Annotated in this window: 19 protein-coding genes and 1 pseudogene; 4 read left to right on the top strand and 16 right to left on the bottom strand. The window is 61.9% G+C overall.

Annotated features, from left to right (window positions below; translation table 11 throughout):
- Window positions 1-119: 119 nt before the first annotated feature.
- From EBQ26_RS10330 to EBQ26_RS10405, 16 genes and pseudogenes are all read right to left on the bottom strand, one after another.
- Window positions 120-386, bottom strand: a pseudogene (locus EBQ26_RS10330) (transposase); the annotation flags it as partial.
- A gap of 563 nt (window positions 387-949) precedes the next feature.
- A complete protein-coding gene (locus tag EBQ26_RS10335; protein ID WP_122238943.1) occupies window positions 950-1333 on the bottom strand; it encodes a Mor transcription activator family protein in 384 nt (127 codons plus the stop codon).
- Window positions 1330-1980, bottom strand: coding sequence for a gp16 family protein (locus EBQ26_RS10340; RefSeq protein WP_122238944.1), 651 nt, complete (start codon window positions 1978-1980; stop codon window positions 1330-1332). Before EBQ26_RS10340 ends, EBQ26_RS10335 begins: the two co-directional genes overlap by 4 nt.
- Before the next feature lie 2 nt (window positions 1981-1982).
- Window positions 1983-2276 (bottom strand): hypothetical protein, encoded by a 294-nt coding sequence (locus EBQ26_RS12735; RefSeq protein WP_147474047.1) that lies wholly within the window; start codon window positions 2274-2276, stop codon window positions 1983-1985.
- Between the two features lie 193 nt (window positions 2277-2469).
- Window positions 2470-3012: a hypothetical protein gene (locus EBQ26_RS10350; protein ID WP_122238946.1), complete on the bottom strand. Its 543-nt coding sequence runs from the start codon at window positions 3010-3012 to the stop codon at window positions 2470-2472.
- Window positions 3013-3029: 17 nt separating this feature from the next.
- Window positions 3030-3278 carry a hypothetical protein gene (locus EBQ26_RS10355; protein ID WP_122238947.1) on the bottom strand — a complete coding sequence of 83 codons (249 nt, stop codon included), beginning with the start codon at window positions 3276-3278 and terminating at the stop codon, window positions 3030-3032.
- A complete protein-coding gene (locus EBQ26_RS10360) occupies window positions 3275-4012 on the bottom strand; it encodes a hypothetical protein (RefSeq protein WP_122238948.1) in 738 nt (245 codons plus the stop codon). The genes EBQ26_RS10355 and EBQ26_RS10360 overlap by 4 nt, the downstream gene beginning before the upstream one ends.
- Window positions 4006-4269: a hypothetical protein gene (locus EBQ26_RS10365; RefSeq protein ID WP_122238949.1), complete on the bottom strand. Its 264-nt coding sequence runs from the start codon at window positions 4267-4269 to the stop codon at window positions 4006-4008. Before EBQ26_RS10365 ends, EBQ26_RS10360 begins: the two co-directional genes overlap by 7 nt.
- Window positions 4266-4454 carry a hypothetical protein gene (locus tag EBQ26_RS10370; protein ID WP_122238950.1) on the bottom strand — a complete coding sequence of 63 codons (189 nt, stop codon included), beginning with the start codon at window positions 4452-4454 and terminating at the stop codon, window positions 4266-4268. The genes EBQ26_RS10365 and EBQ26_RS10370 overlap by 4 nt, the downstream gene beginning before the upstream one ends.
- Window positions 4451-4642 (bottom strand): hypothetical protein, encoded by a 192-nt coding sequence (locus EBQ26_RS10375; protein ID WP_122238951.1) that lies wholly within the window; start codon window positions 4640-4642, stop codon window positions 4451-4453. Before EBQ26_RS10375 ends, EBQ26_RS10370 begins: the two co-directional genes overlap by 4 nt.
- Window positions 4639-4821, bottom strand: coding sequence for a hypothetical protein (locus tag EBQ26_RS10380; RefSeq protein WP_122238952.1), 183 nt, complete (start codon window positions 4819-4821; stop codon window positions 4639-4641). Before EBQ26_RS10380 ends, EBQ26_RS10375 begins: the two co-directional genes overlap by 4 nt.
- 2 nt (window positions 4822-4823) lie before the next feature.
- Complete coding sequence (locus tag EBQ26_RS10385; RefSeq protein ID WP_238944311.1) at window positions 4824-6041, bottom strand: ExeA family protein; 1218 nt, start codon at window positions 6039-6041, stop codon at window positions 4824-4826.
- A gap of 20 nt (window positions 6042-6061) precedes the next feature.
- The gene (locus EBQ26_RS10390) at window positions 6062-7861 is read right to left on the bottom strand and encodes a DDE-type integrase/transposase/recombinase (RefSeq protein ID WP_122239005.1); all 1800 of its coding nucleotides are present in this window, start codon (window positions 7859-7861) and stop codon (window positions 6062-6064) included.
- A 10-nt stretch (window positions 7862-7871) separates the two neighbouring features.
- Complete coding sequence (locus EBQ26_RS10395; protein ID WP_122238954.1) at window positions 7872-8609, bottom strand: hypothetical protein; 738 nt, start codon at window positions 8607-8609, stop codon at window positions 7872-7874.
- A 339-nt stretch (window positions 8610-8948) separates the two neighbouring features.
- A complete protein-coding gene (locus EBQ26_RS10400) occupies window positions 8949-9278 on the bottom strand; it encodes an IclR family transcriptional regulator (protein WP_122238955.1) in 330 nt (109 codons plus the stop codon).
- Window positions 9275-9529, bottom strand: coding sequence for a DNA-binding protein (locus EBQ26_RS10405; protein WP_122238956.1), 255 nt, complete (start codon window positions 9527-9529; stop codon window positions 9275-9277). The genes EBQ26_RS10400 and EBQ26_RS10405 overlap by 4 nt, the downstream gene beginning before the upstream one ends.
- 213 nt (window positions 9530-9742) lie before the next feature.
- Here EBQ26_RS10405 and EBQ26_RS10410 point away from each other — a divergent pair, with 213 nt between their 5' ends.
- From EBQ26_RS10410 to EBQ26_RS13045, 4 genes are read left to right on the top strand one after another with little or no spacing between them, the layout of a single operon-like run.
- Window positions 9743-10183: a helix-turn-helix domain-containing protein gene (locus tag EBQ26_RS10410; RefSeq protein ID WP_122238957.1), complete on the top strand. Its 441-nt coding sequence runs from the start codon at window positions 9743-9745 to the stop codon at window positions 10181-10183.
- Window positions 10155-10355: a hypothetical protein gene (locus tag EBQ26_RS10415; protein WP_122238958.1), complete on the top strand. Its 201-nt coding sequence runs from the start codon at window positions 10155-10157 to the stop codon at window positions 10353-10355. The genes EBQ26_RS10410 and EBQ26_RS10415 overlap by 29 nt, the downstream gene beginning before the upstream one ends.
- Before the next feature lie 33 nt (window positions 10356-10388).
- Window positions 10389-11555: a type I restriction endonuclease gene (locus EBQ26_RS10420; protein WP_122238959.1), complete on the top strand. Its 1167-nt coding sequence runs from the start codon at window positions 10389-10391 to the stop codon at window positions 11553-11555.
- Between the two features lie 37 nt (window positions 11556-11592).
- Complete coding sequence (locus EBQ26_RS13045) at window positions 11593-11733, top strand: hypothetical protein (protein WP_238944303.1); 141 nt, start codon at window positions 11593-11595, stop codon at window positions 11731-11733.
- The last annotated feature ends 3 nt before the right edge of the window (window positions 11734-11736 follow it).

The raw sequence follows: 11736 nt of genomic DNA on the forward strand, positions 1-11736 counted from the left end.
AGATCAGATAAGGGGCGACAAAGCTCCATTCTTCATCGCTGACATCACTGGGGTAAGGCTTGCGAGACATGCTGGCACTGTATCCAAGCTCAGCACCACCTCTCGGAAAAGTGCATAACACGCTCTAAAGCCTGCTGCAGCAAGCTGGTGCCTTGTTCATTGGGCTGGCTCCAGATCTGGAAGTAGGCGTGTACGGTGCGCCATTTGGGAAAGTCACTCGGTAGAGCTCTCCATTGGCAACCTGTGCGCAGCAGGTACAGCACGGCGCAGAACACCTCATACAGATCCACCGTGCGCGGGCGGGTGCTTTTGCGTGCGCTCTCCAGCAAAGGGCGCACATGCTCAAATTGCTCTGGGCTGATGTCGCTTGGGTATTTCGCTCTCATGCAACGAGCATAAACAAACTGGCAAAAAGATTTTGAACAGGTTCTGAGACTGAACACCTAGCCTTGGGTTTATCTCGCAAGCCTTATCCCAGTGATGTAAGCGGCGAGGAATGGAGCTTTGTTGTCCCTTTCCTGATCTTCTTGGATCAAGAGGTGCCGCAGTGTCAGCACGATTTACGTGAAGTTTTCAAAGTATTGTGCTGGTGCTCCCTGCCCCACGCTGCCAAACGACTCGCCACTGTGGAAGCTGTGTATCAGCAAAGCAGGCGCTGGCTGCATGCAGGTTGTTTCGAGGCGAGGCCATCGTGTCGGATTTACGCTCCATCATCCGGAGCGCTCAAGGTCGATAGGGCCTCCAGGCGCAGTGGCCATTGATGATTGCATCTTACAGTCCAGTTTTCTGCTGCCGAGGCTGAAGGGAGGAGAGATAAATCCCGGCTGCAGAGTGCGATAAATCCGGGAAATAGTGGGAAATAGAGGGAAATAAAAACGGGCCGAAAGAAAAAAGTTTTCAAGGAGTGAAAACAAAAAACGGCCTCAAGAATCGGGCCTTGGACACTTCCTCAAGTGTCGTCGTGCTCGTTGTTGAAAAGATCGCGCTGATTGCGGCGAGCTGCCGCCGCCAGGCGCTTGCGGATGCGATCAATATAGCGGCGCGCGGTGCGCTCCGAAATTCCGTAGTGGCGGGCCAGCTCATCGTAGTTGTCGCCGGTGAACTTGTTGTAAATCTCCAGCTCCAGCTGTGTCAGCGCCCGTCGCCAATCCATGGGCACATTGAGATTTTGCCCGCCCCAGTGGCTGGCAATGTGATCGGCCATTGCGCTGGCGGCCAGAGCGCTTTCTGCCTGGCTTATCCCCAGCTCAACAAGAATACGCGTAGCCGCCGCCACGAAATCTTCGAAGAATTCGTGCCGCCTGATACGCATGCGGCCTTCACGCTCCATCATGCAGCGGCCTCCTTGCCGCTGCGTTTTTGGGGCGCTACCTCGGGCGGGATCGCCCGGCCCATGGCCCGCATGCAATGCACCCAGGCGGCGTAATAAATATCAAACCCCTCGCCAGCGGCCAGGCGGCGCACGGCTGCTGCGGCATGCGCCGCACGCTCAGGCGGCAGCTCCATCTCCATCAGATCGGCCAGCATCTGTTCGACCTGTCCTGGCAAAAAACGCATCGCCCATTTTTTGAGCGCCTCAATCAGTGGCACGTAATCGCGCACAAACCGCAAATCATCCACGTGAGCGATGCGTTTGACAAACTCTGCCAGCGCCATTTCAGACGGGTCCTGCACCACGCCCAGAGCATGCAGGAACAGCCACAGCGCGCGCACCTTGCGCGCCTGCTCGTTGTCGATGTAGATCGTGCGGCCGCTCTGCTGGCCTGTGGGCTTGACCCGGAACCCGGCCCGCTTGAGATGGTCGAGCACCTTGATCAGATGCGCCATGTCCATGTGGCTGGTCGAATCCGCGCCGCCCACGGTGCGCAGCACTGTGCGATAGGTCTCCTCGTCCAGGCCCAATTGACGCTTGGCCACATGGATCAACTTGCGCCACTTGGCCGCGCGTGGCGTGTTTGCGGGGCGTTGTGTAGCAGCCATGCTCACACCTCCTCACACAACATCATCCCGACCGATGGCTCTTGCGGCATCACAGCGTCCGACGTGTAGAACACGACGCCTTTGATGCGGCCTGCTTTGGCCCTAGCCTGGCATTTGTTCAGCCATGCGTCCACTGCCAGGAGCTTCTCTCGCACGGCCTGCGCTTGCCCGACGTTGGGTACCAGCCAGCCGTCACGCTCGAAAACACGTTGCGCCATCATGCCCATGATGAGCTCCAGCTCGCAGCGCGGCCCGGCAGCGATCAGCAAAGGCCCGCTGTCGGGCTCATGGTGCATTCGTTCGCCCATTTGCACGAGTCCATCGCGAAAAATCCAGAGCACCTGGGGCGCCATGTCGAAAAAACTCCGGCATCCGCAACGCGGGCAGGCGCCCTCAGTGGCATTGGCAAATTTTTTGCTGGGCACGTCCACCCACTCGCTTTGCGCGCAGGCGTATCTACAGCGCGTGCATTTGATCATGTGCACCTCCTCAAACTGCCTCGCCAGCCTCTTCCTCCGCGCCCTTGAGAAGCGCGGCCACCAATTTGTCTACGGTGGCCGTTGTGTCCTTGATGACGACCTCGTCATCAGAATCGCTGATGCTCACGCCCACGCGCTTGAGCTCGGCGGCGCTGAGGCCCGCCAATGCCGCCTTGATGGGCACCTCGCGGCTTTGGATCAGCGCATCGGCGGCATCTGGCAGGTGGCGGCGGATCAGCCGCACGACCTGCGCGTCATCGTCCCAACTGATCTTGCCCTTGCCCTTCTGGTAGCCCAGCTTGATGCCCTCCAGCACCACCGTGCGCGGCCGGATGAACAGTTGCGGGCTGGCCTCGATGGCCGCGCGCAGCGCCGCCTCGGCCTCGGTCACGCGCGCCACGGCGCTGCGCAGACCGGCCAGGCGCTGGCGCTTGATGGCCTCCAGCGCGTCATGCAGGCCCTGGGCGCGCTCGGTCAGCACATCCTTGTGCTGGCGGTAGCTGCGTGCAGCAGCGGCAATGGCAGTCATGGGGTTGGTGGTTTGGGTGTCCATGGTGTCCTCTCTCAAAATCAACAATCACGGTTTATCTGCGCCAGGTGCTGCAACACCAGCAGCGCGGCGCGGTCCAGGTCTGTGGCGGCACGCAGCGGCGTCAGCGTGGGCGAATACAGGCCGCGCCCGTCATCGGCCAGCAACAGGCCGTGCTCAATGGCCTCGCCGCCGCTCAGCAGCTCAATCAGCACGCGGATCGCCACGCCGCGCGCCTGGCCCGGCGTCAGCTGCACCTGCGCCTGCAGGGCGATGGGGGCGCTGCTCATTGGGCGGCCTCCCCATTGCTTGGCTCGCCCGGCTCGCCCGGCCCGTTGCCGCCAGCGTCGCTGCCCTGCGTGCGCTGCAGCATGCGCTCGCGCCGCTGCAGGTTGCGCAGCCGCTCCTCCTGCATGCGCCGGATGGCCAGGCTGGTGTAGCGTGGCGGCTCGCCCGCCGGCGCAGCCGGCGGCTGGGCCCCGGCGCTGGCCTCTGCGCCTGGCACGGCATCCGGGCGCAGAGCCTCGTCCAGCGCCTGGCCAATGCTGGTGGCGGCGCCCTGCACATGCGCGCCGCGCGGCCCCGCGCGCCGCTCCATCTCCGCCTTCGCCTCGGCAATCGCCTCGCTCTTGTCCACCCGCCGCACCAGGATCGCGTACAGATAGGCGTTATCCTTGAGCGGCAACACCAGCGTCCCCTTGCCCTGCGCCTCAAACACCGCCTCGAACGCCGCCTGCCAATCCTCCACCCCCACCGGCCAATCGCGCCCGGCCCGGTTAACCTTGCGGCTGCGCATCGCCTCCACCAACTCCCCCAACACCCGCCGCACCCGCGCCCAGCTCAGGCGCTGCTTGGCCGGCGTATGCAGCCGCAAATAGCGCAGCGTGGCAGCGCCCAGCGACGGCTGATACGTCTTGATCAGGTACTCGATCATCTGCCGCGCCTGGGCATCGTCCACCGCCTGGCAAATCACCAGCTCCAGGCTCGCCTGGCTACGGCACACCGGGCACACATAACTCAACATGCCGCCGCCCCCTCCAGCGCATACCCCGGCAAAGCCCGGCAATGCGGCGTCACCGCATACATCAGCGCCCCCCAATCAATACTCAGGCGCTGCACCGCAAACCCGTGCATGCACAAGTAATCCAGCATCTGCTGCACCTGCTCCAAATCAAACACCGGCCGCCAGTAATCGAACAAACCCTGCGCCGTCCACCACGCCCCGTCATCGCGCAAATGCAGCCACAGCCGCGCGGTCCCGTAATCCAGCCCCACGCTCATACAGCCCCCCACAGCAGCAACAAAACCACCCGCGCCAACAACATAGGCAGCCCCGCCAGCAAAGCCACCAGCACCGCCGCCAACACCGCCGCCAGGACCAGGCGCCGCCAATCGCGCCGCCTGCGCGCATAACCCACGATCACCCCATGCAGCGGCTGCGGCTCATACGGAAAACGCTCCCTCATTCCTCATACTCCTCATCTGCAAGAAGTTCTGCGGCAATGCCATCGGCACGGTCTGCCAAGGCAGTCAATTCGCTGCGGTTGAATTCATCCATGCCATCCCACGCCTCTGCCATCTTCAGCAAGGTTTGTTGAATCTTCCGGAGAGTTCTTCGTTGGTAGGCAGCAAGCTGCTTTTTAGTCAGGCTCATGCTGCCACCTCCACCACGCGCGCGCCCTCTGCAATGCGGCAAGTGTCGATGCGCACCGGCATCGCCGCGCCCAGCCAATCGAGCAGCCCGAACAACGCCCGCGCCTGGGTACGTTCGCGCACCTCAAACGTGCGCTCGGATGAATCAAAAAACACCCGCATCTGCCATGTGTGGTACATCGTCAGTCCCCCTTCGCCGCTGCCGCAATCAATGCGCCGTTGACCTTGGCCGCGCCAATGCGCACCGCCTGATTGAGCGCCCGCGTCACCAGGTTATTGACCGCCAGCGGGTGGCAAATACTGCGCTCGGCCACCACGCGCCGCCCGCCCTGAACCTCCGCCACATGGGCGCGCAGCACGCCGCGAATGGCATCTGCCACATCGCGCTCAAAAATCGCGTCGTAATCGAGCTCCACCCGCTTGAGCTTGTGGCGCAGGTACTGCTCCACATGGTTGTCCAATGGGGGCAACTTGATCAGCTCGCCGCGCTGCTGCACCTCGCGGATCGTCGGGTCGTAGTTCTCCCACTTGCGCGCCAGCTCATCCTGGCCGATCACGATGATCGCCAGCAGCTTCTTGAAGCCGTCCTCCACCTCAAAAAACCGCTTGAAACTGCGCAACGTCGGCTTGGCAATGTCGTGGCCCTCCTCAATGATCACCACGTGCTTTTGCCCCATGTTGGCGCTGTCCTTGAGCATCTTGTGCATCTGCGCCATGCGCGCCTGCATCGTCTGGCGAATCGGCGCCGAATCGTCCAGCGTGCGGATGATCGCGCTCACAATGTCCGCCGCATTGAACTTCTTGCCGCGCTGGTCATCGCCCGTCATGTTGATCACATACGGCTCAATCACCGTGATCGGCTCGCGATCGGTGTGAATCCAATCGACCAGCGCCTTGCGCAGCACACTCTTGCCGCTGCCCGACTGCCCCGCCAGGATCAACATCCCGCCGTGCTTGGCCGTCTGCCGCATCGCCGCGTAGGCATAGCTGATATCGGGCGACATGAACACATCGTCCATGCCCGCCAGCTCATTGACAAACGGGTCCCGTACAATCCGGAACTGCCGGCGCGCCTCTGGCGTCAACGTTTGGTGTGTCAACAACATACTCAAATCCTCAGTGTCGTTATCGGCCTGCTGGCCGGGGATCAATGCCTCTGCTGCCGCGCCGCTACGCAGCAGCAGGGGCACCTCGTTTTCAGGGGCTGTCTGCCACAACGTGGCCAATTCATCCGCGCGCGCCCCACGCTCGCGCAAATAATCCTCAACACGCACCTTCATGGTCTCAGCCAGGCCCGCACGCCTGGGCCAGACGCCGTGGTTCATGGCCTGCGCAATCGTCGCGTCGCTCACACCCACATGCGCTGCCAGCTCACGCTGACGCACGTACAAGCGCACCATCACGTTCTTGGCTCTCAGCATCAGTTCCCCCCGTTCACAATGCGCAGGCCACCACCGCCCCCGGCAGCGCGCAATAGCTCCGGCTGCGGCGTCTTGAGTTGCTCAATCAGCACCTGCAATTGCCCTTCGGCAATCCCCTCATCGCCCAAACGGCCTGAGAGGAATCGGTTTTCTTCGGGCGACAAATTACGTCCCAGCTCGCGGCTGATGCGCAGCATCGCCGTCACGCTGTCCACCATGATCGGCGCCACCTGCGCATGCGCCGGCGCCTCGATCTCCGTGCCCTGGCGCACCAGGTACGTCGGCATCTGCACCTCGCGCAAATGGCTGTGCGCATCCAGCTGCCCGCCAAACGGCACCGCCTTCTTCTGGCGCGCCTGCTCGGCATCGGCATGCTCCGGGTACGCCATCGCATCCATCGCCCGCGCCGCGCGCTGCGCAGGCGTGGCCGGCTGGGCCAGATACTCCTGCCCCGCCACCGCCGCGCTCATCGGCGCGCCCCACTCGTCGTACTCAACCTGTGGCTCAGCGCGGTAAATCAGCGGCGCGCCGTCGTAACGCTCCAGCTCCACCTGCACCGCACACTCGCCATACACCAGCGGCCGCACGCGTACCACATCGCCCTCATTAATGCCGTCAAAGCCGCGCAGGCTGTAGGTTTGCGTGCGCCCGGCCTGTGGGTGCTTGAAGCGGATCGACAAATCGGCCTTCACCTGCCGCTCCTCCAGCCGCCCGGCCATCAGCGCCCGGCACACCTCAATGGGCGGCAGCAGCCGCAGCTGTTCGGGCTTGATGCGCATCCACAGCCCATAGCGTGCCATCGGCTGCGCCAACCCCTCACGCCGCAGCCGCGTGTCCTGGCCAGGAATCCGGTTCGCGTTGTACGCCTCGCACCACGCCTGCGCCGCCGCGTTGAGCTGCGCCACATTCGCCACCGGCTCAAAGCGCAAGCGGCTTTCAAACTGCGTCTCCACCAGGTTATTGGCGTTCTCCACGCCCCCCTTGGCCCGCGCATTGCCTGCGCGGTGCGCCTCATGGCGCACCTCCAACTGCAACAGCAGCCCCTTGATCGCCTCGGACTGGTTCGCGCTGCCCTTGTCCCACAACAGCAGCTGCGGCACCCCATGCAACACCCGGCCCGGCTGCTTGCCCCAGGCGAACATCAAAAACTCAAACAAGTTGTGCTGATCCTCGCCCGCCGCCTCGCGGTACTGCACGCAAATCGCCCCGCTGGCCATGTCCCACAGCACATAGCGAAACACCTTGAACTTCACCTTCGCAAAGTTCTCCAGCTTGTTCTTGTAAAATTCGCTGTCGCGCATGATGTGCTGCTCATTGCCCAGGTAGTACACTAGGCACAGCGACGGGTCCACCTCATGCACATGGTTGGGGTGCAGGGCGCGCAAACGCTGCACTGGCGCCGCCTGCCGCTTGACTGCCGCGCGCAGCCTGCGCTCGCGCATCAACCGGTTCAGCTGGCTGTTGCTCACCCCCAGCTGAGCGCCATTGCCCTGCAACACACTGCGCGCCACCGGCGTGAACATCGTCTGCTTGTCGTTGTCGCGCACGCTCTCGCGCTGCACCGCGCCCAGCTGCGTCAACGCCTGCAATGGCACCGAAGTCGTGCCCTTGTCAGCGCGGCACTTGCGCCCGCTGCTCCAGCCCGCCACCGCTTTGAGGTGGCGATACACCGTCTGGCGGCTCATGCCCAAAAACTGCGCCGCATCGTCAACCAGCGCGCCGCGCGCGCTGTGCGCCGCCCCATCCAGCCGGCGCGCCAGCTCGCGGATGTACGCAGCCGCTTCAGGGGACAAGGCCATGGCCGCCTCCTCATGCACCGGCATCGGCATAGGCCGCCTCGCCCTCATCCACGCCATCGCCATCCTGCCCCGCATCGCCCATCTGCCCGCCCATCGGGTCGCGCATCAGGTACTGCGGCTGCATCTCCAGCTCCGCGCCAAACGCCTGCGCCACCTTGTGCTGCAAGGCCCCCACGCCGCCGGCCAGCAACTCGATGTGCTCAGCCAGCGCGCGCGCCGTATCCAGCAGCTCAGGCGGCATGCGCACCGGCGCCTGCGGGTCGTAATCCGGCGCGGCCAGCACCTCCTGCTGCCACCACTGCGCCAATGCATCGATCTGCTTGGCCATCTGCACCAGTGACTTACCCGCTACATCCTGCAGCTCGCCCACGCCCGTGCGGAACTCCGCCAGGCGCTCGCTGTAGGGCTGCACCTGCGGGCCGCCCTTGCGCAGCTGTTTTTCCAGCTGCTCCGTTTTGGCTTGCAACTTCTTGCGCTGCTCGGCCTCGTACTCGTTGTCCACTTTCAACTGAGCCACATCCGCCTCCAGCTTCTCGCGAGCCTTGGCGTTGCGCGCGGCCAGTTCCTGCAACACATCCAGCACCTCATCGCGGCTTTGCGCCTCTTCCACCGCGCGGCGGATCAGCTCCTGATCGGGCGCGGGCAGCGCCTTGATGGCGTTGTAGTCCACTTGGCGCAGCCCGAGTTTTTCGGCTTGCTCGAAGGCTTCTTGGCCGATCAGATTGCGGTTGGCGGTCAACTCCTGCATACGTTGATAAGACCGTCCAAGTTTGACTGTGCAGAACTCTTGCAGGCTCTCAAAATTCCGACCGTCGGAATTTTTGGGATTCCTCAAAAATCGCCAACCCTTTGATTTTTTTAAATTTTCGTATATGGACAAGAGAGCCGAATTTCCGACCGTCGTAATGAAATCCAATGCCTCAATTCGCCCAATGTCCACCCCTGCGGCAAACACCTCGTCCTTGTCGCGATCAAAATTTGCCTGCGCATCCAGCGCCTGCTGCGTCAACTGCTCATACTGCGGCGCCACCTCGATCAGCTCGACGGGGGCGGCAGTGCCTGTGGGTTTTCTTGCCATTGTTTACTCCTAACCAAAAAGTGCTCTTGTCTCGGCATCGCTCGTGACGCCCGTCATCGCGCGGCGCTGCTCTTGCATGCGCTCTATGGCGCGATCAAAGTCGTCGTGCACGCGAAACACCAGCCGCGTGAACTGCGTCGTCGGGTAAAAGCGCCCCGTGTCCTCGGCCTTGCGGCACCAGCCGTAATCGATCAACGTCTGCGTCGCCCGCGTAATCGCCACCGGCGTCGTGCGGCAGGCCGCCGCCAAGTCCTTGTTCGTCGCGCCGTTGGCGGCAAAGCCGCACAGCGCCTCCAGCACCGCCAGCACGGGGGCGGCCGATTTGGTGGGTGCGCTCATGCCGCAGCCCTTTCTTCTTGCTGACGCTGCGCCGGGCTGACGCGCGCCGGTTTGTCCGTCAACTGCCCGTGCTTCATACCCAGCAGCACGGCGATGTTGTGGCTCTTGCCGCGCAGGCAACGCTTGCGGCCGTAGAGCACCTCAAAAACCAGGCTGGTGCTGAACCCGTGATCGCGCGCCCATTGGGTGACCGTGATGCCCTGCTCACTGAGCCACTGGCGCGCCTGGGCCGATGTGCGAAGTTTCTTCATGGCTAAAATGGTGTAATTTGGTGTAACAAGATCGAAGGGGCGGTAGTGGACTTCGTCAGCTTGATGGCCAGCCATCTGGAGTGCGTATTGAGGTCATTTTTTTGCTCCTTGCAGTGTGGTTAGGGCCGGGTTAGGCCGTTTGTTGGTGTGAATTATTTCCCAGCCCTGGGAAATTCGCAAGGCTGGGAAATTTCTTGACTATTTAGTAGGGATATGCCGAAACGAGAACTCACCGAGGAAGAAGTGGCGCTCCGCATAGGCTTGGGTGCAGCAATCCGTGTGGCATCAGGCAAAAAGAAGCTGAAGCCAGGAGATTTGGCCGCCGCCGCTGGAGTGGCGCTCTCTCAGCAGTACCGAATAGAAAACGGCGAGGTGACAGCCGACTTTTTGTATTTAGTGAAGATCACCCGTCTTCTTGGCATGTCTCTCGACGAGTTGCTTCATGCCGCTTTAGATGAAGTGCCTCCCGCACTGCCGGCCAAAGACCCTGTGGACGCAACAGCACAGGCTGGTTTCAGCCTGCACCAATCAGGCAGCGGCAACGTGCAAATAGGCCAACAGGCAGGCGCCATCCACAACGCCGGGGCGATCGGTTTTTTCAAACAACAAAAAGGAGACAAACCCAATGCAAGAAAGCGCTCTGGCAAGGGCTGAGGCCGCAAGTGCCGGGCATGGCGCGCTGACCACGGCCAGCGCCCGGCAAATCGCGCAAGCCGCGCACGCCATCCACAACTGGGGCAGCCACACCCACGTGCACATCTATGTGCAGGCGCCCCCGCCCCAACAAAAAAAGCCCGCATCAAGCCATGCGGGCGCGGGTGCTTGAGACGCCCCCGATCACGCAATGCAGGAGAGACAAATGGACGCTTTTACCGAACGAATGAGCAAGCATGCCGAGCACGTCAAAGCCGTGGCGGCGCATTGCAACAGTGAGGAAACCACTAAACAAGCGCTGATCTTGCCGGTGCTCGACATTCTTGGTTTCTCACCTTTTGACCCGACAAAAGTCAAAGCCGAATACGGTGCCGACTTCCCGGGCGTGAAAAGCAGCGAGCGCGTGGACTACGCCTTGTTCTGCCACGGCGTGCCTGTCATGTTCATCGAAGCCAAGGCACATAGCGAAAAGCTCAACAACCATTGCCCGCAGCTTTCGCGCTACTTCAATGCCACCCCGGAAGTGACCATCGCCGCCATCACCAATGGGGAGGAGTGGCGCTTTTTCACCGACTTGAACAACAAGAACGTGATGGACAGCACCCCGTTTCTAACGGTGGACTTTGGCGATATGGACATCACGTTCTTGCAGCGCCTGCGCCGCTTTCGCCACGACGAGTTTCAGCCCGAAGCACTGCGCACGCTGGCAGAAGAGACGGTTTATCTCAATGCGTTTACTGAAGTGATCAGCAGTAGCCTGCGCGAACCCGATGTGGACTTTGTGCGCTACGTGGCTGGCCGCGCCGACATCCAGCGCCAATTCAACGCCCGATTCCTAGAAAGCATCGCACCGCTTGTCAAGCAGGCTGTTGAGCGTGCCGTGAGCAATATGGTGGTTTCCGGCCTGTCCATGAAAGCGCCCGCTGCCGCCCCAGCAGAGGTTTTGGCTGCGGAGCCAGAGCCTGAGATTGACCCTATGGCCGATATCGTGGATGCCGATAACCCACGTATCGTGACCACATACGCAGAGCGGCGTTTGTTGGAAGTGGCCTTGGAGATTCTGGGCGCGCAGGCAGACATTACGGCCAAGGACACCGAAAGCTACTACTCCCTTCTTTACCAAGGCAAAGTCAACCGCTGGCTCCTGCGCTATCAGGCAGACAAGCGACAACCCTGCATCTTTGTGTGTGTGCCATTGACGGAACATCGAAAGAAAGAGATTGAGCGCGCAGGCCTGCAGATCGGCACGGGCGACAGCATCCTGCTCAACCAGCCCGAGCACTTGGCCCGCATTGCAGGGATTGTGTTTGACGCGCTTGAGTATTGCCGTGATGACAACAACTTCAAGCGAACCCGAGGGGACTCAGCTTGAAGTCCCTGTGCGGCGCGGCATCTGGTCAGACCCGCCCATGGCAATGGCGCAAACAGCAACGGAGCAAGCAATGAGCGACAAACCCGATGAAGCAGCAATCATCAAGTACCTGCTCAACGAACTGATAGAGGCCAAGGCAAGCATTGCACATGCGGGCGCGGGCGTTTATCTCGAGTGACTA

Source organism: Allofranklinella schreckenbergeri, assembly GCF_003703475.1.
Taxonomy (GTDB): Bacteria; Pseudomonadota; Gammaproteobacteria; order Burkholderiales; family Burkholderiaceae_C; genus Lampropedia; species Lampropedia schreckenbergeri.

Coding starts and splice junctions, on each gene's coding strand:
- EBQ26_RS10335 (WP_122238943.1), bottom strand. CDS start 1,333: ATGATGGAGCGTGAAGGCCGCATGCGTATCAGGCGGCACGAATTCTTC.
- EBQ26_RS10340 (WP_122238944.1), bottom strand. CDS start 1,980: ATGGCTGCTACACAACGCCCCGCAAACACGCCACGCGCGGCCAAGTGG.
- EBQ26_RS12735 (WP_147474047.1), bottom strand. CDS start 2,276: ATGCACCATGAGCCCGACAGCGGGCCTTTGCTGATCGCTGCCGGGCCG.
- EBQ26_RS10350 (WP_122238946.1), bottom strand. CDS start 3,012: ATGGACACCCAAACCACCAACCCCATGACTGCCATTGCCGCTGCTGCA.
- EBQ26_RS10355 (WP_122238947.1), bottom strand. CDS start 3,278: ATGAGCAGCGCCCCCATCGCCCTGCAGGCGCAGGTGCAGCTGACGCCG.
- EBQ26_RS10360 (WP_122238948.1), bottom strand. CDS start 4,012: ATGTTGAGTTATGTGTGCCCGGTGTGCCGTAGCCAGGCGAGCCTGGAG.
- EBQ26_RS10365 (WP_122238949.1), bottom strand. CDS start 4,269: ATGAGCGTGGGGCTGGATTACGGGACCGCGCGGCTGTGGCTGCATTTG.
- EBQ26_RS10370 (WP_122238950.1), bottom strand. CDS start 4,454: ATGAGGGAGCGTTTTCCGTATGAGCCGCAGCCGCTGCATGGGGTGATC.
- EBQ26_RS10375 (WP_122238951.1), bottom strand. CDS start 4,642: ATGAGCCTGACTAAAAAGCAGCTTGCTGCCTACCAACGAAGAACTCTC.
- EBQ26_RS10380 (WP_122238952.1), bottom strand. CDS start 4,821: ATGTACCACACATGGCAGATGCGGGTGTTTTTTGATTCATCCGAGCGC.
- EBQ26_RS10385 (WP_238944311.1), bottom strand. CDS start 6,041: ATGGTGCGCTTGTACGTGCGTCAGCGTGAGCTGGCAGCGCATGTGGGT.
- EBQ26_RS10390 (WP_122239005.1), bottom strand. CDS start 7,861: ATGGCCTTGTCCCCTGAAGCGGCTGCGTACATCCGCGAGCTGGCGCGC.
- EBQ26_RS10395 (WP_122238954.1), bottom strand. CDS start 8,609: ATGCAGGAGTTGACCGCCAACCGCAATCTGATCGGCCAAGAAGCCTTC.
- EBQ26_RS10400 (WP_122238955.1), bottom strand. CDS start 9,278: ATGAGCGCACCCACCAAATCGGCCGCCCCCGTGCTGGCGGTGCTGGAG.
- EBQ26_RS10405 (WP_122238956.1), bottom strand. CDS start 9,529: ATGAAGAAACTTCGCACATCGGCCCAGGCGCGCCAGTGGCTCAGTGAG.
- EBQ26_RS10410 (WP_122238957.1), top strand. CDS start 9,743: ATGCCGAAACGAGAACTCACCGAGGAAGAAGTGGCGCTCCGCATAGGC.
- EBQ26_RS10415 (WP_122238958.1), top strand. CDS start 10,155: ATGCAAGAAAGCGCTCTGGCAAGGGCTGAGGCCGCAAGTGCCGGGCAT.
- EBQ26_RS10420 (WP_122238959.1), top strand. CDS start 10,389: ATGGACGCTTTTACCGAACGAATGAGCAAGCATGCCGAGCACGTCAAA.
- EBQ26_RS13045 (WP_238944303.1), top strand. CDS start 11,593: ATGGCAATGGCGCAAACAGCAACGGAGCAAGCAATGAGCGACAAACCC.